We start from the raw sequence: 19,825 nt of genomic DNA, 5'->3' as shown, positions 1-19,825 counted from the left end.
CTGCGGCAGCGGGCGGTCGCTGCCCAGCGCCAGCACCGCCAGCCGCAGCCGGCCGACCACCCCGATGCAGCCGGTGGAGACCTGCGCGACCATCGCGGTCCGCAGCCGGCGCAGATCGGGGCCGCCGAGCGCGCCGCGGACCGCGTCCAGGAACAACGGGTGCGCGGGGCGCAGTTCGTCGTCCTCGACCACCACCGCGCCGCAGCGCACCGCCTCGTCGACGGTGTCGAAGTCGGTCAGCGCTTCGGCGTCGGCGCGGCTCAACGGATCCGACACGGCCAGCAGCTGCAGGATGCGGCGCGCGCCGGCGGGCTGGGCGGCGACGAACTCCTCGATGCGCATCATCAACCGGCCGTCGTCGTGGCCGGGCGGCTCCAGCTCGACCCGGCTGAGCAGACCGTCGCGCCACAGGGCCGCGATCTCGACGGGCACCGAGGCGGCGCCGACGGTGGCGGTCAGCAGCAGCCGCACCGAACGGTTCACCGCCAGCTGGTGCAGCAGCGCCGCCGACAACGGATCCAGCAGGTGCGCGTCGTCGACGACGAGCAGCCGGCCGTCGCCGAGGGCCTCGGCGGCCGCACGCAGCACGGTGGTGGTGGTGCCGGTCTCGGGCACCTCGAACAGCCCCTCGAACGCGGCCAACGGAACGGCCTGGCGCGACGCGGTCGCCCGCACGCAGTCGACGCGTGGAAACTCGGCGGCCAGTCGGTCGGCGGCCGCGCGTGCCAGGGTGGACTTGCCGACCCCCTCGGGCCCGATCAACACCGCACCCGCCCGCGCGCGCACACCGGTCTCGAGCATTTCCAGGGTGGGTTCGGCCGGCGCGGTCACCCATCCAGGAGCCTGAGGCGGAGGCACACGGCGGAGTCTATGTGGATAGGTTGGTGATGTGTCCCGAGATCAAGATCATGAGTGGGCTGTCTGCGTCTACTGCGCCTCGGGCCCGGTACATCCCGACCTGCTCGAACTGGCCCGCCGAGTAGGCGACGGCATCGCCGCCCGGGGGTGGACGCTGGTATCCGGCGGGGGCAACGTGTCGGCGATGGGTGCGGTGGCCACCGCGGCCCGGGCACGCGGCGGCTACACCGTCGGGGTCATCCCGAAGCGGCTGGTGCACCGGGAGGTCGCCGACACCGAGGCCGACGAGCTCGTCGTCACCGACACCATGCGGGAGCGCAAACAGGTCATGGAGAACCGCGCCGACGCGTTCCTGGCGCTGCCCGGCGGCATCGGAACGCTCGAGGAATTCTTCGAAGCCTGGACAGCGGCCTATTTGGGTATGCACACGAAACCGATCGTGATGCTCAACACCCTCGGGCACTACGACGGTCTTCTGGCCTGGTTGCGCGGGCTGGTCGGAACCGGCTACGTCGCCGAGGACGCGATGCGGTGCCTCACCGTCGTCGACGACGTCGATGCCGCTCTGGCCGCCTGTGCCCCGGCTAGTGTGGCCCACAAATCGACAGCGGAGGAAGAGCGGCAACTATGACGAAGAGGTCGGGGACCCGGGACAGCGTGGGGCTGTTCGACATCGCCAAACAGGTGCCAGGTCTGCTCAAGGACGCGCCGATCATCGTGCGCGGTGTCGTCACCGGGTTCGGGGCGCGGCCGACCGCGAAGACGTCGATCGGCAAGGTCTTCCAGGACCGGGCCGCGCAGTACGCCAACAACGTGTTCCTGAAGTTCGAGGACCGCGAGATCACCTACGGCGAGGCCAACGAGATCGTCAACCGCTACGCCGCGGTGCTCGCCGCGCGCGGGGTGGGCCACGGGGACGTCGTCGGCATCATGATGCGCAACTCGCCGGAACCGGTGCTGCTCATGCTCGCGATCGTCAAATGCGGCGCGATCTCCGGGATGCTGAACTACCACCAGCGCGACGAGGTGCTCAAGCACAGCCTCGGCCTGCTGTCGGCGTCGGTGGTGGTCGCCGAGACCGAGTTCGTCGAGCCGATCACCGAGTCCGGCGCCGACACCGCCGGCCTGATGACCCTCGACGAACTCAGGCAGCTCGCCGAGACCGCGCCCACCACCAACCCGGCCACCACCTCGGCCGTGCTGGCCAAGGACAAGGCGTTCTACATCTTCACCTCCGGCACCACCGGCATGCCGAAAGCCAGCGTGATGACGCACTACCGCTGGCTGCGCGCCCTGGCCGGATTCGGCGGGCTCGGTCTGCGGCTGAACAGCAGGGACACCCTGTACTGCTGCCTGCCGCTCTACCACAACAACGCGCTCACGGTCGCGCTGTCGTCGGTGCTCAACGCGGGCGCCGCGCTGGCGCTGGGCAAGTCGTTCTCGGCGTCGAAGTTCTGGGACGACGTGATCCGCTACGACGCGACCGCGTTCGTCTACATCGGCGAGATCTGCACCTACCTGCTCAAGCAACCCGAGAAGCCGACCGACCGGCAGCACAAGGTGCGGGTCATCTGCGGAAACGGTCTGCGTCCGGCGATCTGGGACGACTTCACCGAGCGGTTCGGCATCAAGCGGGTCTGCGAGTTCTACGCCGCCAGCGAGGGCAACACCGCGTTCGTCAACGTCTTCAACATCGACAAGACCACCGGGATCGCCCCGCCCACCCCGATCGCGTTCGTCGAGTACGACGAGCACACCGGCGAACCCGCCCGCGACGACAACGGTCGCGTCCGCAAGGTCAAGAAAGGCGAGCCCGGGTTGCTGCTGTCCAAGGTCAGCAACTTTCAGCCCTTCGACGGCTACACCGACAAGAAGGAGTCGGAGAAGAAGCTCGTGCGCGACGCCTTCAAAGAGGGCGACGTGTGGTTCAACACCGGCGACCTGATGCGCGCGCAGGGCTTCAACCACGCCGCGTTCACCGACCGGCTCGGCGACACGTTCCGGTGGAAGGGCGAGAACGTCGCGACCACCGAGGTGGAGGCCGCGGTGTCCACCCACGATCAGATCGAACAGGTCACGGCGTTCGGCGTCGAGGTGCCCGACACCGGCGGCCGGGCCGGCATGGTGGCCGTCCAGCTCAAAGAGGGACACGAGCTCGACGGCAAGGGCCTGGCCAAAGCGGTGTTCGACAAGCTGCCCGGCTACGCGGTGCCGCTGTTCGTCCGCGTGGTGGAGGAACTCGCGCACACCTCGACGTTCAAGAGCCAGAAGGGTGACCTGCGCAAGGAAGGCTACGGCGGCAACAGCGGCGAAGGCGACGAGGACGACGTCAAGGTCGAGGACCCGCTGTACGTGCTGTCCGGCCGCGACGAGGGCTACGTGCCGTTCTACGACGAGTACCCGGGCGAGGTCGCCGAGGGCAAGAAACCCAAGTAACAGCGCGCGGATCGGGCGCGCTCAGGCACCCTGACTGTCGCCGAACGCGCCCGATTCGCCGCTGAACGTAGCCTGGGTGGTGTGCAGTCGACGTTTCTGGGACGCCCGGTGGCCGGGGATCGGGCGCTGATCATGGCGATCGTGAACCGCACGCCGGACTCGTTCTACGACCGTGGCGCGACGTTCGCCGACGAGGCGGCCAAGGAGGCGGCCCACCGGGTGGTCGCCGAGGGCGCCGACATCATCGACGTCGGCGGGGTCAAGGCCGGCCCCGGTGAGACGGTCGACGTCGACGAGGAGATCGCCCGGGTCGTGCCGTTCATCGAGTGGCTGCGCGGCACCTTCCCGGACCGGGTGATCAGCGTCGACACCTGGCGCGCGGAGGTGGCCAAGCAGGCGTGCGCGGCCGGCGCGGACCTGATCAACGACACCTGGGGCGGCGTCGACCCCGACCTGGCCGCGGTGGCCGCGGAGTTCGACGCCGGGCTGGTGTGCTCGCACACCGGCGGTGCGGTGCCGCGGACCCGGCCGTTCCGGGTCAACTACGGGCTGACCGAGCGCGGCGTGGTCGACGATGTGGTCGCCGAACTGACGTCTGCGGCCGAGCGCGCCGTGGCGCTCGGGGTGCGCCGGGACGGCATCGTCATCGACCCGACCCATGATTTCGGCAAGAACACTTACCACGGTCTTAGTTTGTTGCGCCAGGTAAAAGACCTTGTAAACACTGGATGGCCAGTCCTGATGGCCCTGAGCAACAAGGATTTCGTCGGGGAGACTCTGGGTGTGGGTCTGACCGAACGCCTGGAGGGCACCCTCGCGGCCACCGCGCTGGCGGCGGCCGACGGTGCCGCGATCTTCCGCGTGCACGAGGTGGGACCCACACGTCGGGTACTGGAGATGGTTGCGTCGATCAAGGGCGCCCGTCAGCCGAAACGCACGGTGAGGGGACTGGCATGACTGTGTTGTCTGATCGCATCGACGACCTGGAGACCTACGGCGTGGCCGACCACCGGTGGCTGCGCGAGCGCAGCTGGTGCCGGCCGAGCTGGACGGTGGCCGAGCTGGAGGCCGCCAAGAAGGGCCGCACGGTGTCGGTGGTGTTGCCCGCGCTCGACGAGGAAGAGACGGTGGCCGGCGTCGTCGAGACCATCACCCCGCTGCTCGGCGGGCTGGTCGATGAGCTGATCGTGCTCGACTCCGGTTCCACCGACGACACCGAGATCCGGGCCGTCGCCGCCGGCGCCCGCGTCGTCAGCCGTGAGGTCGCGCTGCCCGAGGTGCCGCCGCAGCCCGGCAAGGGTGAGGTGCTGTGGCGCTCGCTGGCCGCGACGACCGGCGACATCATCGCGTTCGTCGACTCCGACCTGCTCGACCCCGATCCGATGTTCGTGCCGAAGCTGCTCGGCCCGCTGCTGACCGCCGACGGGGTGCACCTGGTCAAGGGGTTCTACCGGCGGCCGCTGAAGGTCAGCGGCCGGGAGGACGCCAACGGCGGCGGCCGGGTCACCGAACTGGTGGCGCGTCCGCTGCTGGCCGCGCTGCGTCCCGAGCTGATGTGCCTGTACCAGCCGCTGGGCGGTGAGTACGCGGGCACGCGGGAGCTGCTGACCGCGGTGCCGTTCGCCCCCGGCTACGGCGTGGAGATCGGCCTGCTCGTCGACGCCTACGACCGGTTGGGCCTCGACGGCATCGCCCAGGTGAACCTCGGGGTGCGCACGCACCGCAACCGCCCGCTGACCGAGCTCGCGTCGATGAGCAGGCAGGTCATCGCGACTCTGCTGACGCGCTGCGGCATCCCCGACTCCGGGGTCGGGCTCACCCAGTTCTTCGCCGACGGCGACGACTACACCCCGCGGACCTCGGCGGTGTCGCTGACCGATCGCCCGCCGATGATCACCCTGCGCCCCCGCGGCTGACCGGCGCCTGCGCCGACAGGGGTGCGCCGGTGTCGGCGCTTTGGGGCACTATCGAGGGGTGACTCTCGTCCTGCTCTACCTCGTCGTGCTGGTGCTCGTCGGCATCGTGCTGTTCGCCGTCGGCAGCGTGCTGTTCGGTCGCGGTGAGGCGCTGCCGCCGCTGCCGCGGGCCACCACCGCCACCGTGCTGCCCGCGTCCGGGGTCACCGGCGCCGACGTCGACGCGGTGAAGTTCAGCCAGACCCTGCGCGGCTACAAGACCAGCGAGGTCGACTGGGTGCTGGACCGGCTGGCGCGCGAACTCGACATGCTCCGGGGCGAACTGGCCACCCTGCGCGCCGCCACCGACAGGGATGCCGACATCGATGCCGAGATCGGTGGCGACGCGCGTCACGCGGCCCCGGCGCGGGAGGACGCGTGATGACGGCCTCAGCCGCCGCCGATTCGCGGGTCCGCTGCGGATGGATCGACCAATCGCGGCTTTCTGCAGATGATTTCGAGCTGTACCGGGACTACCACGACACGGAGTGGGGCCGGCCGCTGCGCGATTCGGCGGCGCTGTTCGAGCGGGTCAGCCTCGAGGCGTTCCAGAGCGGGTTGTCCTGGCTGATCATCCTGCGCAAGCGGGACAACTTCCGTTCCGCGTTCGACGGATTCGATGTGGAGCGCGTCGCCCGCTACACCGACCGCGACGTGGAGCGGTTGATGGGCGATCCGGGCATCGTGCGCAACCGCGCCAAGATCGACGCGACGATCGCCAACGCGCGGGTCGTCGCCGACATGGCCGACGCCGGTGAGGATCTGGGGGAGTTGCTGTGGTCGTTCGCTCCCGCGGATCGGGCGACCCGGGGGCGGCCGGCCACCATGTCGGAGATCGCGGCCGTGACAACGGAGTCGAAGGCGATGGCCAAAGAGCTCAAGAAGCGGGGCTTCCGATTCGTCGGGCCGACGACGGCCTACGCGCTGATGCAGGCGACCGGGATGGTCGACGACCATGTCGCCAACTGCTGGGTGCCGGGGCTCGCGGACGGGAGGTAGACGGGCGGTAGCGGCCGGCGATCGGGGTCCGGAACGGCGCGTGCGGACCGCTATAGCCGGGTCTTCGCACACGACCCGCCCTGGATAGGGAACAATGGAGGTCTGTAGCAGTTCAGAGCCGGGTGCTGTCGTTGCACGTCGAAGGGTGCGAGGCCCGGCTCGCGGCAGAACAGAGCCCTGACGGGCACGCCCATGCGGAGGGAGCACTCGATGGCGGCGATGAAGCCCCGGACCGGCGACGGTCCTCTGGAAGCAACCAAGGAGGGGCGGGGCATCGTGATGCGGGTACCACTGGAAGGCGGTGGCAGGCTCGTCGTCGAACTCACCCCGGAAGAGGCCGCGGCACTGGGCGACGAACTCAAGGGTGTCACCAGCTAGCGCGACGAGCGCTAGCGCGAGACCGCGCGGTAGATCTGCAGGGTCTCCTGGGCGATCTGTGCCCAGGAGAACTCGTCGATGCACCGCAGACGTCCGGCTTTGCCGAATTCGACTGCCCGTTGCGGGTCGGCGACCAGCGAGTTGACCGCGACGGCCAGTCCGTTCTCGAATGACGCGGTGTCCTCGGGGTCGTAGTGCACCAGCAGACCCGTCTGCTGGTCGGCCACCACCTCAGGGATCCCGCCGACATCGGAGGCGACCACCGCCGTCGAGCACGCCATGGCCTCGAGGTTCACGATGCCCAGCGGCTCGTACACCGACGGGCAGACGAAAACGACTGCTGCCGACAAGATCTCGCGGATCTTGGGGGTGGGCAGCATCTCGCGCACCCAGAAGACCCCGGTGCGGGCCGCGGACAGCTCCCGGACCGCCGAGGCCACCTCCTCGGCGATCTCCGGGGTGTCGGGCGCGCCGGCGCACAGCACCAGCTGCACCTCGGGGTCGAAGTGGTGCGCCGCTGCCACCAGGTGCGCGACGCCCTTCTGGCGGGTGATCCGGCCGACGAACGCGACGATCGGACGTGCGGGGTCCACGCCGAGCTCGGCCAGCACCGAATCGTCGGGGTTCGGGTCGGCCGGGTACCAGACCTCGGTGTCGATGCCGTTGCGCACCACGTGGACCCGGTCAGGATCCAGGGCCGGATAGGTGCGCAGTACATCCTTGCGCATTCCCGAACTGACCGCGATGACCGCGTCCGCGGCCTCGACGGCCGTCTTCTCGACCCACGACGAGATGCGGTAGCCGCCGCCGAGCTGCTCGGCCTTCCACGGCCGCATCGGTTCCAGCGAGTGGGCGGTGAGCACGTGCGGGACCCCGTAGAGCAGCGCCGCCAGATGCCCGGCCATGCCGGCGTACCACGTGTGCGAGTGCACCACGGTGGCCGCCGACGCCGCATTGACCATGTTCAGGTCGGCCGACAGCGTCGTCAGCGCCGGGTTGGCCCCGGCCAGCGCGGGATCGGGTTGGGCGACGACGGCGCCGGCCCGTGGTGCGCCCATGCAGTGCACGTCGACCTCGCACAGGTGGCGCAGTTGCGCGACCAGTTCCGTGACATGGACCCCGGCTCCGCCGTACACCTCGGGTGGATACTCCCGAGTCATCATCGCCACCCGCATGCTGTGACGGTATCCAACTTCGGGACCCGTCGCGAAGCATCCCCAATTGTCTTGACAGACAGCCGAGAAGTCCCTGCGCCGCGGTCGGCGGGGCGGCGCGCGACACGGCAAAAGCGGGAATGGGTGGCCCCTGTCCCCACGTGCGGATAGGTTGGCATCATGAGGGAAGCGCCACATGTGTTGGGCATCGTCCTCGCAGGCGGAGAAGGCAAGCGCCTCTACCCGTTGACAGCCGATCGCGCCAAACCGGCCGTGCCCTTCGGGGGCGGTTACCGGCTCATCGATTTCGTTCTCTCGAACCTCGTCAATGCCCGCTATCTGCGAATCTGTGTGCTGACCCAGTACAAGTCTCATTCGCTGGACCGCCACATCTCGCAGAACTGGCGGCTTTCGGGGCTTGCGGGTGAGTACATCACCCCGGTGCCTGCCCAGCAGCGGCTCGGTCCGCGCTGGTACACCGGTTCAGCGGACGCGATCTACCAGTCGATGAACCTGATCTACGACGAAGACCCCGACTACATCGTGATCTTCGGCGCCGACCACGTGTACCGGATGGACCCGGAGCAGATGGTCCAGCAGCACATCGAGAGCGGCGCGGGCGCGACCGTGGCCGGGATCCGGGTGCCGCGTTCGGAGGCCAGTGCGTTCGGCTGCATCGACGCCGACGATTCCGGACGCATCCGGGGCTGGGTGGAGAAGCCGGCCGATCCGCCGGGCACGCCCGACGACCCCGAGATGACGTTCGCGTCGATGGGCAACTACATCTTCACCACCAAGGTGCTCATCGACGCCATCCGCGCCGACGCCGAGGACGACGACTCCGACCACGACATGGGCGGCGACATCATCCCCAGGCTGGTCGCCGACGGCATGGCCGCGGTGTACGACTTCAGCGACAACGAGGTGCCCGGCGCCACCGAGCGTGACCACGGCTACTGGCGCGACGTCGGCACGCTCGACGCGTTCTACGACGCGCACATGGACCTGGTCTCGGTGCACCCGGTGTTCAACCTGTACAACAAGCGCTGGCCGATCCGCGGCGGCGCCGAGAACCTGGCGCCCGCCAAGTTCGTCAACGGCGGCTCGGCGCAGGAGTCGGTGGTCGGCGCCGGCAGCATCATTTCGGCTGCGTCGGTGCGCAATTCGGTGCTGTCGTCCAACGTCGTGATCGACGACGGCGCGATCGTCGAGGGCAGTGTGCTGCACCCCGGGGTGCGCATCGGGCGCGGCGCCGTGGTGCGGCACGCGATCCTGGACAAGAACGTGGTGGTCGGGCCGGGTGAGATGGTCGGTGTCGACCTCGACAAGGACCGCGAACGGTTCTCGATCAGTGCGGGCGGGGTGGTCGCGGTCGGTAAGGGCGTCTGGATCTGAGCTAGCTCACCGGCACGCGGCGGGCCCGGTCGGACGCCGGCCACATGTAGGGCAGATCGTCGGGCACGTCCGGGAACAGCGGCCGGTAGTGCGCCGGGTCCTTGCGTACCAGCGCGGACTGATGGCTGAGATGAAATTGTCTGTCGCCGAGCCAGGGCGGTAGCTCGTCGGCAACGGTGAGCTCGTCATACGAGCGGATCGTCGTCAGCCCGGTGCCGGCCGTCAGGTCCGCGGCCAGTGTCGCCGCACAGGTGTCGACCCGGCCCTGGGCGCACCACACCCCGCACACCTCCAGCCCGTACCGCACCAGCGCCTCTTCGTACCCGGCCCACATCGCCGCGGCGGGATGGTGGCGCCACCCGTACCCGGCGACGGTCAACGCCCGCAGGATCTGGATCGTCTCCACCCTCTGCTTGCCCAGCCTGCGGGTGTCCAGCACGCGTGCGGAATCGGCGAAAGCCGGGCAGGGCAGGAAGGTCTGCATGCCGGCGGGATACCCGTTCGCACGCGGTTCAGGGGGAACGGCGGGCGTGGCGGCGCCGGCAGCAACCGGACCGCCGCCCACGCCAGCGCCACGACCACCACCAGCACGAGGACGGGCAGCAGGATCGCCGCGAACACCAGGCCGATGCTGACGAGGTCCTCGGTGGTGCTGAGCACCGGCGCAGCGGCCCCGGCGGTGGCGACGTCGGCGGCGGGCCGCACGGTGGACTTGGTCAGCGACACCACCAGCGCGACGACCGCCCCAGCGGCGACCGGGATCCACTGACCGGACTGCGCGAACGCTCCCGGGTCGGTCACAGCCGCCGTCTGGGCTGCGGTTGCTGGCAATGCGAGATATCAGAACGTGACGAATGCCGCCTGCGGTAGGCCGGACGAAGGTCTGCATGGCGTCGTTGACGGTGTCGAGCACGGGCACCTTGTCGGCGACGATCTCCACGCTCAGCAGCACCGCGACGATCGTCATCACCCAGCCGTTCTCCGGCCACGCCCAGCCAGCCGGCAGGGTGACCCAGATCGGTGAACCGGGCCAGCAACCCGAGCGCCGGCAGCGGAATGTAGGCGGTCAGCCCGCCGCGGTCGCCAGGCCGAGCCCGGTGAGCAGCTCCATGCGATCGGTATGCGGCGGCTCACCACAGGCCGGGGACGAGTCGGTACCGCACCTTCCCGGTGTAGTCGCGGTAGCCGGGGAGTTCGGCGGTCAGCATCTTCTCCTCGTCCAAAATGCGCGCCACCAACGCCGGCCCCGCCGCGGCCACGCAGACGAGTCCCCACCACGAACCCAGCGCGGGTGGGGTGCCGAGCATCATGATCAGCGTGCCGGTGTACATCGGGTGCCGCACCAGTCCGTAGAGGCCCGTAGACACCAGCGGTTGACCGGCCTCCACCCGCACGGTCGCCGCCGCGTAATGGTTCTGCAGGATCACCAACTGGGCCATGCCCAGTCCCGCGGCGACCATGACGTTGCCGACGATGACCAGCCACACCGGCACCGAGGACCAGCCGAACCGGTGGTCCAGCGTCGACACGACGAACGTCGCAGCCACCAGCGCCATGGTCACGGTGATGATGATCCGTTGCGCGGGACGGGTTTCCGCCGTCGGTCCGGCCTTCATGCGACGCGCCAGCACGTCGGGGTGGCGGGCGGCCAGCACGATGCTCGGCCCCAGCGTGGTCACCGCGAACACCGCGAGGAACACCCACGCCTGCCAGTAGTGGAAGGTGCCCGCCGGCCAGAAGAGCACCGCGGCGAAGAATGCCACACCGAACACCGCCGATGCCAAAGTCTGAACGATCAGCTTCACCGCGGACTCCTGTAGGCCTCAGACCGCGTCGCGACGCCGGTAGATGCCCGTGGCCGCCACCACCAGAACCGCCGCCACGCAGCACATCACGATCCACGCGGTGACGGGGACGTCGGCCGGGCTGTCGGTCTGACCGACCGGCGACAGGTCGAGCAGCCATTCCGGCAATCGCAGCAGCGCACCGAGATACAGCGACGCGACGATGAAAGTAACTGCCAGCCAAGCGATCCACACCTGCCGCAGAGCCACCGCCAGTGCGGCCACCCCCGCAGACACCGCCAGCGCCGGGACGAAGGCGAGCCCGGCCAGGGTCAGCTTGAGCACGGTGGCGGGCTCGCCCAGCGTCAGCCCGGCGCCCAGCCCGTTGCCCAGGCCCGCGGCGAACATCAGCATCGTCGCGCCCAGCAGCGCCGCGACCACCGCGGTCGACAACCAGCGGGCGCGGGAGACCGCACCGGCCAGCACCGCTTCGCCGAGGCCCGACTGTTCGTCGCTGTAGACCCTCAGCACCGCCACGGTGACGTAGGCGCACGCCGCGGCGGCCAGGAACTGCGACATCGTCGTGTAGACCCCGTCCAGGCCCTGGCTCGACACGAGGCGGGCCAGCAGTTCGTTGTCCTCGGCGGCGTCGAGCAGCGACTTCGTCATCGACCCGAACGCCAGGCCGGACGCGAACAGGCCGACCGACCAGCCGATGGTCTGGCCGCGCTGCAGCCGCAGATGCAGAGCCAGCACCCCGCGGACCGGTCGGGCCTCGGGGCGGTCGCCGGTCGTGGCGATCGTGCCGTCGTCATACTCGCGGCGCATCTGGAGGGCGGCCGCCGCCGCGACCAGGATCAGCGTCAACCCGATCAGCAGCGCCAGCGGCCACCAGCGCAGCTCGACGAAGGGACGCATCTGCTGCGCCCACGCGATCGGCGACAGCCAGCTCAGCGCGCTGCCCGAGTTGTCGATGACATCGCCGACGCCGCGGATCAGCGCTGCCAGCGCGAGGGCGGCCATGGCGGCCCCGGTCGCCGCGCGCGCCACCCGCCACATCTGTGCGGTGACCGCCGCGACGGCACCGAACACGGTGGCCACCGCGGTGATGCCGAGGCACATCGCGGCCGAGTCGACGACGTCGAATCCGTTGGCTGCGATCGCGACGGTCATCGTCACCGCGAGCACGGTGTTTGCCGCCACCACGACGGTCAGCGCGGCGGCGGTCCGCGCATACCGGCCGACGACCGAGGCCAGCACCAGTTCTGCGGTGCCGCTCTCCTCCTCGGCTCGGGTGTGCCGAATCACGGTGAGAATGGCCAGGATCGACGTGGCCACGATCAGCGTCAGCATCAGCTCGTTGGCCACCATCGCACCGAGATCGGTTTCGCGGCCGCCGAACATCGGGCCGCCGAGCATCATGCCGGCCGGGGTCTTGAGCAGATTCACCCTGGCCTGGCGCTGGGCCTCCTCGGGGTAGGCCAGCTCGATGGTGTTGGGGGAGTATGCCATCAGCGCGGTCAGCGCCGCGATCCAGACGGGTAGCCGGATGCGGTCGCGGCGCAGCGCGAGCCGGACCAGCGCGCCGGTGGCCGTCCATGGCGAGCCCGTCGTCGCGGCGGTGTGCCGGGGGCCGCGGGTGGCGACCTCGGCGGTGGCACTCACCGTTCCGCTCCCTGGTATTCACGGAGGAAGAGATCCTCCAGCGATGCCGGGGCCACCGTCAGCTCCTCGATGCCAAGGCCGCCCAGGTCGGCCATCGCCCGGTCGAGATCGTCGCGGTCCACGGCGAAGCGCAGGTTTCGGTCGTCGGTGCGCAGGTCGTGGATGTAGGGCGCCCGGTGCAGGCTGTCGGCGGTTCCGCGGGTGCGGGCGCTGATTGTGGTGCGCATCAGATGGCGCATCTCGGTCAGCGTCCCCGAGCGAACTGTGCGCCCGGCACGCACGATGGTCACTGTGTCGCAGAGCTTTTCGACCTCGGCCAGGATGTGGCTGGACAGCAGTACCGCCGCGCCCCGGCCGGCCACCTCGCGCACGCACTGCTGAAAGGTCTGTTCCATCAGCGGATCCAGGCCCGAGGTCGGCTCGTCGAGGACGAACAACTCGCTGTGCGTGCAGAACGCGGCGATGATCGCGACCTTTTGCCGGTTGCCCTTGGAGTAGGTGCGCGCCTTCTTGTGCGGGTCGAGTTCGAAGCGCTCGATCAGCTCGTCGCGGCGCGCCTCGTCCACGGTGTCCTCGCCGGGCAGGCGCGCCAGGAAGTCGATGGCCTGCATCCCTGTCAGGTTGGGCCACAGGGTCACATCGCCTGGCACATAGGCGATCCGGCGGTGCAGTGGCACCGCGTCGCGCCACGGGTCACCGCCCAGCAGCCGGACCGTGCCGCCGTCGGCACGCAGCAGCCCGAGCAGCACGCGGATGGTGGTGGACTTGCCCGAGCCGTTGGGCCCCAGGAACCCGGCCACCTCGCCCGGGGCGACGACGAGGTCCAGCCCGTCCAGTGCCCGGGTGCGGCCGAAGGACTTTCGCAGTCCTCGGATGTCGACGGCCAGATCATTGCCGGTCATCGGGTGCCCCTTTCATCGCGGTCAACGGAATGCCTTGTCGCCGTTGGGCGAGGAACGCGTCGTACATGGTGGACTCGGCCATCAGCCCGTTGGTGTAGAGCTCCAGCGCCGGCAGCATCATGTCTTCGCTGTAGTCGCGCAGCACCGCCCGCAGATCCGTCGGGTCGTCGTGCAGCTGCAGGTAGAGCAGGAAGCTGCCGCCGGCGGACATCGCGAGGAACCGGGCGCGGCCCTTCGGATCCGGGCTCGGTTTGATGGTCCCGGCCCGCACCCCGGCCTCGATGTACTGCTCGGCGTTGTCGATCATGTGCTGCCAGAACGCCTTCGCGAGATCTCCGCCGGCCTGCATGCTGCGCACCAGGTACCCCATCAAGGGGGCGTACTCCTCGATCTCGGCCATCTGGGCGAACCAGGTCGCGGGATCGGAGGACTGGATGGTCTCGGTCTTGCTTGCCCGCACTGTCTCGGCGACGTAGTCGTCGCACGCCTTGCGCAGGCCCTCCTTGGAGCCGAAATGGTGGATCACCAGCCCCGGGCTGACCCCTGCCGCGGCGGCGATGGCGCGCACGCTGACCGTGAAGCCCTCGCGGCCGAACAGGTCGAGGGCGGCGTCGCGGATTCGCGCCGCCGCGGTCAGATCGTCGACTGAACGCATGTTCAACATGCTAAACGCGCGTTCAGTCCGCGGTCAAGGGTCGCCGGCTCTCCGCCGCGGAACAGCATTCCGGGTCGTGAAAAGGGCCCTTCGAGCAGCCCGGAACGCTATTCCGCGGCGCTTGGGGGAGAGGGGGTGGCGGCGCTCTGGGTGGGTGTGCGGGTCAGTCGCGGGCGGCGGCGAGCAGGCCGTCGCCCAACGGGATCAGCACCGGCGTGAGCCGTTCATCCTCAGCGATCAACCGGGCGGCCTCGCGCACCGCGGCGACTTCGCTGTCCTTGGCCGACGCGTCTCCGGCCCGGCCGCCGAGCGCGGCCCGGTGCACGACGATCGCGCCGCCGGGGCGTAGCAGTCGCACACCCTCGGTGACGAACTGCGGCTGATCGGCCGGTGCGGCGTCGATGAACACCAGGTCGTAGGACTCGTCGGCCAACCGGGTCAGCACCTCCTGGGCGCGGCCGCCGATCAACCTCGTCCGGCCCGGACCCACGCCGGCCTCGGAGAAGGCCTGCTTGGCGATCCGCTGGTGCTCGGGTTCGACGTCGATGGTGGTCAGCACGCCGTCCTCACGCATCCCCGACAGCAGCCAGAGGCCACTGACCCCGGCGCCGGTGCCGACTTCGACGACCGCGCGGGCGCCCGTCACCTTCGCCAGCACGCACAGCAGCGCACCGACCGCAGGGGTCACCGCGCCGGCGCCGATGTCCACGGCGCGTTCCCGGGCCGCGGCGACGATCGCGTCCTCGGAGATCGACTGCTCGGCGTGGTTGACGATCGCTGCGGCCTGACGGGCCCGTGCGGTGGCATCGCCGGACTCGGCCCCGGGCTCGTCGGTGCTGGACATGCCCGCAGCGTAGAGCCAAGTCCGCATCCCCGGCGAATGCGACACGCCCGGTCGTTGCAGCCGGAACAGGGCGCCGGCAACCCCGTTTCCGCTGCTCGGAAACGGGGTAGCGAAGTTTCTCAGGAAAAGTTCAGTTTGCTCATATGCCCGCCACACCAGAACGGGAGACGGTAATCGCATGACAGACGGCGCATCCAGCGCACGCACCGATCTCTCGCGTGCCGGGAACAACTTCCCGGCGCGTGTTGTTGACGCCGACGAGCGGCCGTCATTGCATGGCCGCGACTCCCACGACCTGGAGGATCTGACGACCACCACACACGGCCCCGTCGCCACCACCGCCGCCGCGCCGGTCACCATGGCCCACCTCGAGCAGTACACGGATGCGAACTGGGTGGAGCCGAGCGACGAGTTGACCGGTACCGCGGTGTTCGACGCGACCGGGGACAAGGCCGCGATGCCGAGCTGGGACGAGCTGGTGCGTCAGCATGCCGATCGGGTGTACCGCCTGGCCTACCGCTTGTCGGGCAACCAGCACGATGCCGAGGACCTGACGCAGGAGACGTTCATCCGCGTGTTCCGGTCGGTGCAGAACTACCAGCCCGGCACGTTCGAGGGCTGGTTGCACCGCATCACCACGAACCTGTTCCTCGACATGGTGCGTCGCCGTGGGCGCATCCGGATGGAGGCGCTGCCCGAGGATTACGACCGGGTGCCCGCCGACGAGCCGAACCCCGAGCAGATCTACCACGACTCCCGGCTCGGCCCGGACCTGCAGGCCGCCCTGGACTCGTTGGCCCCGGAGTTCCGCGCCGCGGTCGTGCTGTGTGACATCGAAGGTCTGTCGTACGAGGAGATCGGCGCCACCCTCGGGGTGAAGTTGGGCACCGTGCGCAGCCGTATCCACCGTGGCCGTCAGGCGCTGCGCGAGTACCTGGCGCGCCACTCCGACACCGGCGCCGCCCTGGATTCGGCCACCTCGGCCTGACGTTCCGGCGGTGCTGTCCACTGCGCCGCGCTACATTCGAAGAAGGTCGGCAGGTAGCCCACGACGCCGAGTGGAGAGGAGCTTGGTGGTGTTCGATCCCGGACATGCATTCCGTCGGGCCTTCTCCTGGCTCCCAGACCATCTCGCCGCACAGAACGGCGATCCGGTGGGTCCCCGGCAGTTCGGTTCCACCGAGCATCTGTCCACCGAGGCGATCGCTGCGTTCGTCGACGGCGAACTGCGAATGTCCGCCCACCTGAGGGCCGCCCACCATCTGTCGTTGTGCCAGGAGTGCGCGATGGAGGTCGATGCGCAGCGGCAGGCGCGCGAGGCGTTGCGGGAATGTCGCCCGGTCGCGATGCCGAGTTCTCTGCTGGGGTTGTTGTCCCAGATCCCGAACCACACGCCCGCGGAGGCGTCGGAGCCCGTTGATTCTCCCCAGTTAGCTGACGGCACTCAGCGGCCGCGTCGCCGACGCCGGTAGGGTAGAGCGGTATCGACCACGACCGCAGGCGCCGTCACAGCGGACGTCAGCGGGTGTGGAAGTGCAGGGCCGGTCACGGTCCGAGAAAGGGTCAGGAAAGGGCGATGAACGGGTGACCAATCTGGACCAGACCGGTCGTGACCGTCTCGAGCCGCGACCGGTGTCACGTCCGCCGGTCGATCCGTCGGCTCAGCGCGCATTCGGCAGACCGGCCGGCGTCAGCGGATCGTTCCTCAGCGCTGACAAGCATCGCGACCAGGGTGAGTACACCCCCAAAGACCAGCCGCCGGATCCGGTGCTGGCCGAAGCGTTCGGCCGCCCGCACCCGGGTGGCGACTCGCTCCAGCGCCATCCCGCCGATGCCGGCGCCCTCGAGGCCGAGCGTGCCGGCGACGTCGACGAACCCGACGACCCGTGGCGCAACCCTGGTGCCCCCGCCGCGCTGGGCACCCCCGCCCTGACCCCGACCGCCCCCGTCCAGCAGGCGGCCCCGGTCGGCAAACTGGGTGTGCGCGACGTGCTGTTCGGCGGCAAGGTGTCCTACGTCGCGCTCGTCGTGCTCGGCATCACCGCTCTGCTCATCGGGGTGGCCGGCGGCTGGGTGGGGCGCACCACCGCCGAGGTGGTGACGGCGTTCACCACGTCGAAGGTCACCCTGGAGACCGCGGTCGGCGGCGACGAGGCCGAAGGGCAGTTCGCGAAAGTTGCTGCCGCCGTGGCGGACTCGGTCGTGACGATCGAGGCGACCAGTGACCGGGAAGGCTCGCAGGGCTCCGGTGTGGTCATCGACGGCCGCGGTTACATCGTCACCAACAACCACGTGATCTCCGAAGCCGCGTCCAACCCGAGCGAATTCCAGATGTCGGTCGTGTTCAACGACGGTTCCGAGGTGCCTGCGAACCTGGTCGGCCGCGACCCCAAGACCGACCTCGCGGTGCTCAAGGTCGACAACGTCGACAACCTGGTCGTCGCCCGCATGGGTGACTCGGAGAAGTTGCGGGTCGGTGAAGAGGTCATCGCCGCCGGCGCGCCGCTGGGCCTGCGCAGCACCGTCACGCACGGCATCATCAGTGCCCTGCACCGGCCCGTCCCGCTCTCCGGTGACGGCTCGGACACCGACACCGTCATCGACGGCGTGCAGACCGACGCGTCGATCAACCACGGCAACTCCGGCGGCCCCCTGATCAACATGCGGTCCGAGGTAATCGGCATCAACACCGCGGGCAAGTCGTTGTCCGACAGCGCCAGCGGACTCGGCTTCGCGATCCCGGTGAACGAGGTCAAGCAGGTCGTGGAGACGTTGATCAAGAACGGCAAGATCGCCCACCCGACGCTCGGGCTGACCGCGCGGTCGGTGAGCAACGACGTGGCCAAGGGTGCGCAGATCGCCGACGTGTCACCGGGTAGCCCGGCCGAGCGGGCGGGCATCCTGGAGAACGACGTCGTCGTCAAGGTCGGCGACCGCAAGGTCGCCGACGCCGACGAGTTCATCGTCGCGGTCCGTCAGCTCATGATCGGCCAGCCGGCCCCCGTCGAGGTGCTCCGCGAAGGACGACCGGTCACGTTGATGGTGACTCCCAACGGCGACGACAGCACGTAACGATGTTCGCGAACGTCGGCTGGGGCGAGATGCTGGTCCTGGTGATCGCCGGTCTGGTGATCCTCGGGCCGGAACGGCTGCCCGGAGCCATCCGTTGGACCGCGGGAGCGGTGCGCCAGGTCCGTGATTATGTGACCGGCGCGACCACCCAGCTGCGTGAGGAGCTGGGCACCGACTTCGACGACCTGCGAGAGCCGTTGTCGGAGTTGCAGAAACTGCGGGGCATGACGCCGCGCGCGGCGCTGACCAAACACCTTCTCGACGGCGACGACTCGATCTTCACCGGCAAGTTCGACCAGAACGGGGCGACGCCGGGCAAGCCGCCCGAGAAGCCCCAGTCGGGGCCGGGGCCCGCGGCGGCGATGGAGGAGACCCACCGGACGGAAACTCCGCCCTCGGGTGCGACGCCGTTCGACACCGACGCGACCTGACCTCGCGGGCCGGTTGCGGCTAGCGACCGGCGGGATCGAGTCCCAGAGACATCCCGGCCAGCCCCCGCTTGCGGCTGGACAGCGCGTCGGCCACCTTGCGCAGTTCCTTGCCCGCGGGGGAGTCGGGTGCGCTGAGCACCAGCGGGATCCCGGAGTCACCGGCAGCGACCAGTTCCGGATCCAGCGGAACCTGGCCGAGCAGCGGCACGTCGGCGCCGACCGCGCGGGACAGGCTCTCGGCGACATGGCGACCGCCGCCCTCGCCGAACATCTTGATGACGGGCCCGTCGACCATGTTCTCCACGACGCCGGCGATGCGCTGACGCGTCTGCAGCGCGATCGCGCCTGCCCGCTCGGCCACTTCGGCGGCGGCCAACTGCGGCGTGGTGACCACGAGGATCTCCGCGCCCGGGATCAGCTGCGCCACCGAGATCGCGATGTCGCCGGTGCCCGGGGGCAGGTCGAGCAGCAACACGTCCAGATCGCCCCAGTACACGTCGGCGAGGAACTGCTGCAACGCCCGGTGCAGCATCGGGCCGCGCCACACCACGGGGGTGTTGCCCTGGGTGAACATCGCGATCGAGATGACCCGCACGTCGTGGGCGACCGGCGGCAGGATCATCGAGTCGACCTGGGTGGGCCGGTCGGTGGCGCCGATCATCCGGGGCACGGAGTGGCCGTAGATGTCGGCGTCGAGGAGGCCGACCGACAGGCCGCGGGCCGCCATCGCCGCGGCCAGGTTCACGGTGACGCTCGACTTCCCGACACCGCCCTTGCCCGACGCGACCGCGTAGACCCGAGTGAGTGACCCCGGCTGGGCGAACGGGATCACCGGTTCGCGGGAGTCGCCGCGCAGCATCTTGCGCAGTTCGGCGCGCTGTTCGTCGTTCATCACGTCCAGGCTGACCTTGACCGCGCCGGTGCCGGGTACGTCCTGCACCGCGCGGGTGACCTGGTCGGAGATCTCCGTCTTCTTCGGGCACGCGGACGTGGTCAGGTAGATCTCGACGTGGACGGAGGCGTCAGGGTCGACGGTGACGTTCTTGACCATGCCCACTTCGGTGATCGGACGCCGCAGCTCGGGGTCGATCACCTTGGTGAGGGCAGCCCGGACGGCCGCTTCCAGGTCAGGCGCAGTAGATGTCATCACCAGCGAGTCTAGGCTCCTGACACCGCCGCACCCGAATGCGGGCGTGCAGGGGGTGTGCTAGCTCACGGGGCCGGGCGCGGGGCCCGGGGCGGGTGGCATACCGGGCATCGAGGGCGGGCCGGGCACGGCGGCGGGCGGCCCGGCAGC

21 protein-coding genes and 1 pseudogene are annotated in these 19,825 nt (G+C 69.6%); 12 read left to right on the top strand and 10 right to left on the bottom strand.

All coding sequences use genetic code 11. The features are described 5' to 3' along the window. Positions 1 to 831 (bottom strand): AAA family ATPase (locus MVA01S_RS20870; protein ID WP_159426337.1); only part of this gene is annotated, 831 nt, incomplete at its 3' end. A gap of 58 nt (positions 832 to 889) precedes the next feature. On the opposite strand from MVA01S_RS20870, the gene log reads away from it, so the two are divergent. The 7 genes from log to MVA01S_RS30570 all read left to right on the top strand — a co-directional run bounded on the left by log (position 890) and on the right by MVA01S_RS30570 (position 6,626). Then, positions 890 to 1,489 carry a cytokinin riboside 5'-monophosphate phosphoribohydrolase gene (gene log, locus MVA01S_RS20865; RefSeq protein ID WP_051015293.1) on the top strand — a complete coding sequence of 200 codons (600 nt, stop codon included), beginning with the start codon at positions 890 to 892 and terminating at the stop codon, positions 1,487 to 1,489. Then, positions 1,486 to 3,294 (top strand): long-chain-acyl-CoA synthetase FadD6, encoded by a 1,809-nt coding sequence (gene fadD6 / locus MVA01S_RS20860; protein WP_003931050.1) that lies wholly within the window; start codon positions 1,486 to 1,488, stop codon positions 3,292 to 3,294. Before log ends, fadD6 begins: the two co-directional genes overlap by 4 nt. Positions 3,295 to 3,426: 132 nt before the next feature. Continuing rightward, the gene (folP, locus tag MVA01S_RS20855; RefSeq protein ID WP_237024426.1) at positions 3,427 to 4,251 is read left to right on the top strand and encodes a dihydropteroate synthase; all 825 of its coding nucleotides are present in this window, start codon (positions 3,427 to 3,429) and stop codon (positions 4,249 to 4,251) included. Then, positions 4,248 to 5,210 carry a glucosyl-3-phosphoglycerate synthase gene (locus MVA01S_RS20850; protein WP_003931052.1) on the top strand — a complete coding sequence of 321 codons (963 nt, stop codon included), beginning with the start codon at positions 4,248 to 4,250 and terminating at the stop codon, positions 5,208 to 5,210. Before folP ends, MVA01S_RS20850 begins: the two co-directional genes overlap by 4 nt. A gap of 58 nt (positions 5,211 to 5,268) precedes the next feature. Further along, positions 5,269 to 5,631 carry a DivIVA domain-containing protein gene (locus MVA01S_RS20845; RefSeq protein ID WP_003931053.1) on the top strand — a complete coding sequence of 121 codons (363 nt, stop codon included), beginning with the start codon at positions 5,269 to 5,271 and terminating at the stop codon, positions 5,629 to 5,631. Further along, entirely contained in the window at positions 5,631 to 6,248 is a 618-nt protein-coding gene (locus tag MVA01S_RS20840) for a DNA-3-methyladenine glycosylase I (protein WP_003931054.1), read from the top strand. Before MVA01S_RS20845 ends, MVA01S_RS20840 begins: the two co-directional genes overlap by 1 nt. 210 nt (positions 6,249 to 6,458) lie before the next feature. Beyond that, a complete protein-coding gene (locus MVA01S_RS30570; RefSeq protein ID WP_003931055.1) occupies positions 6,459 to 6,626 on the top strand; it encodes a DUF3117 domain-containing protein in 168 nt (55 codons plus the stop codon). An 11-nt stretch (positions 6,627 to 6,637) separates the two neighbouring features. Here the strand turns inward: MVA01S_RS30570 and glgA are convergent, their stop codons facing one another. Next, on the bottom strand, positions 6,638 to 7,801 hold the full coding sequence (gene glgA, locus MVA01S_RS20835; RefSeq protein ID WP_003931056.1) for a glycogen synthase: 1,164 nt from the start codon (positions 7,799 to 7,801) through the stop codon (positions 6,638 to 6,640). 159 nt (positions 7,802 to 7,960) lie between these two features. Here glgA and glgC point away from each other — a divergent pair, with 159 nt between their 5' ends. Further along, positions 7,961 to 9,175 (top strand): glucose-1-phosphate adenylyltransferase, encoded by a 1,215-nt coding sequence (gene glgC / locus MVA01S_RS20830; protein ID WP_003931057.1) that lies wholly within the window; start codon positions 7,961 to 7,963, stop codon positions 9,173 to 9,175. Position 9,176: 1 nt separating this feature from the next. On the opposite strand, the gene MVA01S_RS20825 is transcribed toward glgC, so the two are convergent. The 7 genes and pseudogenes from MVA01S_RS20825 to MVA01S_RS20800 all read right to left on the bottom strand — a co-directional run bounded on the left by MVA01S_RS20825 (position 9,177) and on the right by MVA01S_RS20800 (position 15,025). Next, entirely contained in the window at positions 9,177 to 9,659 is a 483-nt protein-coding gene (locus tag MVA01S_RS20825; protein ID WP_003931058.1) for an MSMEG_6728 family protein, read from the bottom strand. Positions 9,660 to 9,718: 59 nt separating this feature from the next. After that, positions 9,719 to 10,286: pseudogene (locus MVA01S_RS30565) on the bottom strand (DUF4126 domain-containing protein); the annotation flags it as partial. Positions 10,287 to 10,305: 19 nt separating this feature from the next. Further along, positions 10,306 to 10,980 (bottom strand): methyltransferase family protein, encoded by a 675-nt coding sequence (locus tag MVA01S_RS20820; RefSeq protein ID WP_003931060.1) that lies wholly within the window; start codon positions 10,978 to 10,980, stop codon positions 10,306 to 10,308. Between the two features lie 18 nt (positions 10,981 to 10,998). Beyond that, positions 10,999 to 12,624, bottom strand: a complete 1,626-nt coding sequence (locus MVA01S_RS20815) for an ABC transporter permease (protein ID WP_003931061.1) — start codon at positions 12,622 to 12,624, stop codon at positions 10,999 to 11,001. Continuing rightward, entirely contained in the window at positions 12,621 to 13,526 is a 906-nt protein-coding gene (locus MVA01S_RS20810; RefSeq protein WP_003931062.1) for an ABC transporter ATP-binding protein, read from the bottom strand. Before MVA01S_RS20810 ends, MVA01S_RS20815 begins: the two co-directional genes overlap by 4 nt. Continuing rightward, positions 13,513 to 14,181 carry a TetR/AcrR family transcriptional regulator gene (locus tag MVA01S_RS20805; protein WP_003931063.1) on the bottom strand — a complete coding sequence of 223 codons (669 nt, stop codon included), beginning with the start codon at positions 14,179 to 14,181 and terminating at the stop codon, positions 13,513 to 13,515. The genes MVA01S_RS20810 and MVA01S_RS20805 overlap by 14 nt, the downstream gene beginning before the upstream one ends. A gap of 163 nt (positions 14,182 to 14,344) precedes the next feature. Then, on the bottom strand, positions 14,345 to 15,025 hold the full coding sequence (locus MVA01S_RS20800; protein ID WP_003931064.1) for an O-methyltransferase: 681 nt from the start codon (positions 15,023 to 15,025) through the stop codon (positions 14,345 to 14,347). A 178-nt stretch (positions 15,026 to 15,203) separates the two neighbouring features. Here MVA01S_RS20800 and sigE point away from each other — a divergent pair, with 178 nt between their 5' ends. The 4 genes from sigE (at position 15,204) to tatB (ending at position 18,528) form a co-directional block, all read left to right on the top strand. Continuing rightward, the gene (gene sigE / locus MVA01S_RS20795) at positions 15,204 to 16,013 is read left to right on the top strand and encodes an RNA polymerase sigma factor SigE (protein WP_003931065.1); all 810 of its coding nucleotides are present in this window, start codon (positions 15,204 to 15,206) and stop codon (positions 16,011 to 16,013) included. A gap of 88 nt (positions 16,014 to 16,101) precedes the next feature. Then, positions 16,102 to 16,497 carry an anti-sigma E factor RseA gene (rseA, locus tag MVA01S_RS20790; RefSeq protein WP_003931066.1) on the top strand — a complete coding sequence of 132 codons (396 nt, stop codon included), beginning with the start codon at positions 16,102 to 16,104 and terminating at the stop codon, positions 16,495 to 16,497. Positions 16,498 to 16,609: 112 nt separating this feature from the next. Further along, positions 16,610 to 18,097 carry a serine protease HtrA gene (gene htrA, locus MVA01S_RS20785; protein ID WP_003931067.1) on the top strand — a complete coding sequence of 496 codons (1,488 nt, stop codon included), beginning with the start codon at positions 16,610 to 16,612 and terminating at the stop codon, positions 18,095 to 18,097. A gap of 2 nt (positions 18,098 to 18,099) precedes the next feature. Continuing rightward, positions 18,100 to 18,528: a Sec-independent protein translocase protein TatB gene (tatB, locus tag MVA01S_RS20780; RefSeq protein ID WP_003931068.1), complete on the top strand. Its 429-nt coding sequence runs from the start codon at positions 18,100 to 18,102 to the stop codon at positions 18,526 to 18,528. 19 nt (positions 18,529 to 18,547) lie between these two features. Here tatB and MVA01S_RS20775 read toward each other — a convergent pair whose 3' ends face one another. After that, positions 18,548 to 19,675 carry an Mrp/NBP35 family ATP-binding protein gene (locus tag MVA01S_RS20775; RefSeq protein ID WP_003931069.1) on the bottom strand — a complete coding sequence of 376 codons (1,128 nt, stop codon included), beginning with the start codon at positions 19,673 to 19,675 and terminating at the stop codon, positions 18,548 to 18,550. Positions 19,676 to 19,825: the final 150 nt, after the last annotated feature.

The organism is Mycolicibacterium vaccae NBRC 14118 = CIP 105934 (assembly GCF_001552715.1).
Lineage (GTDB): Bacteria > Actinomycetota > Actinomycetes > Mycobacteriales > Mycobacteriaceae > Mycobacterium > Mycobacterium vaccae.
Note: the sequence above shows the minus strand (reverse complement) of the source record. Positions and strands in the feature narration are given on the sequence as shown.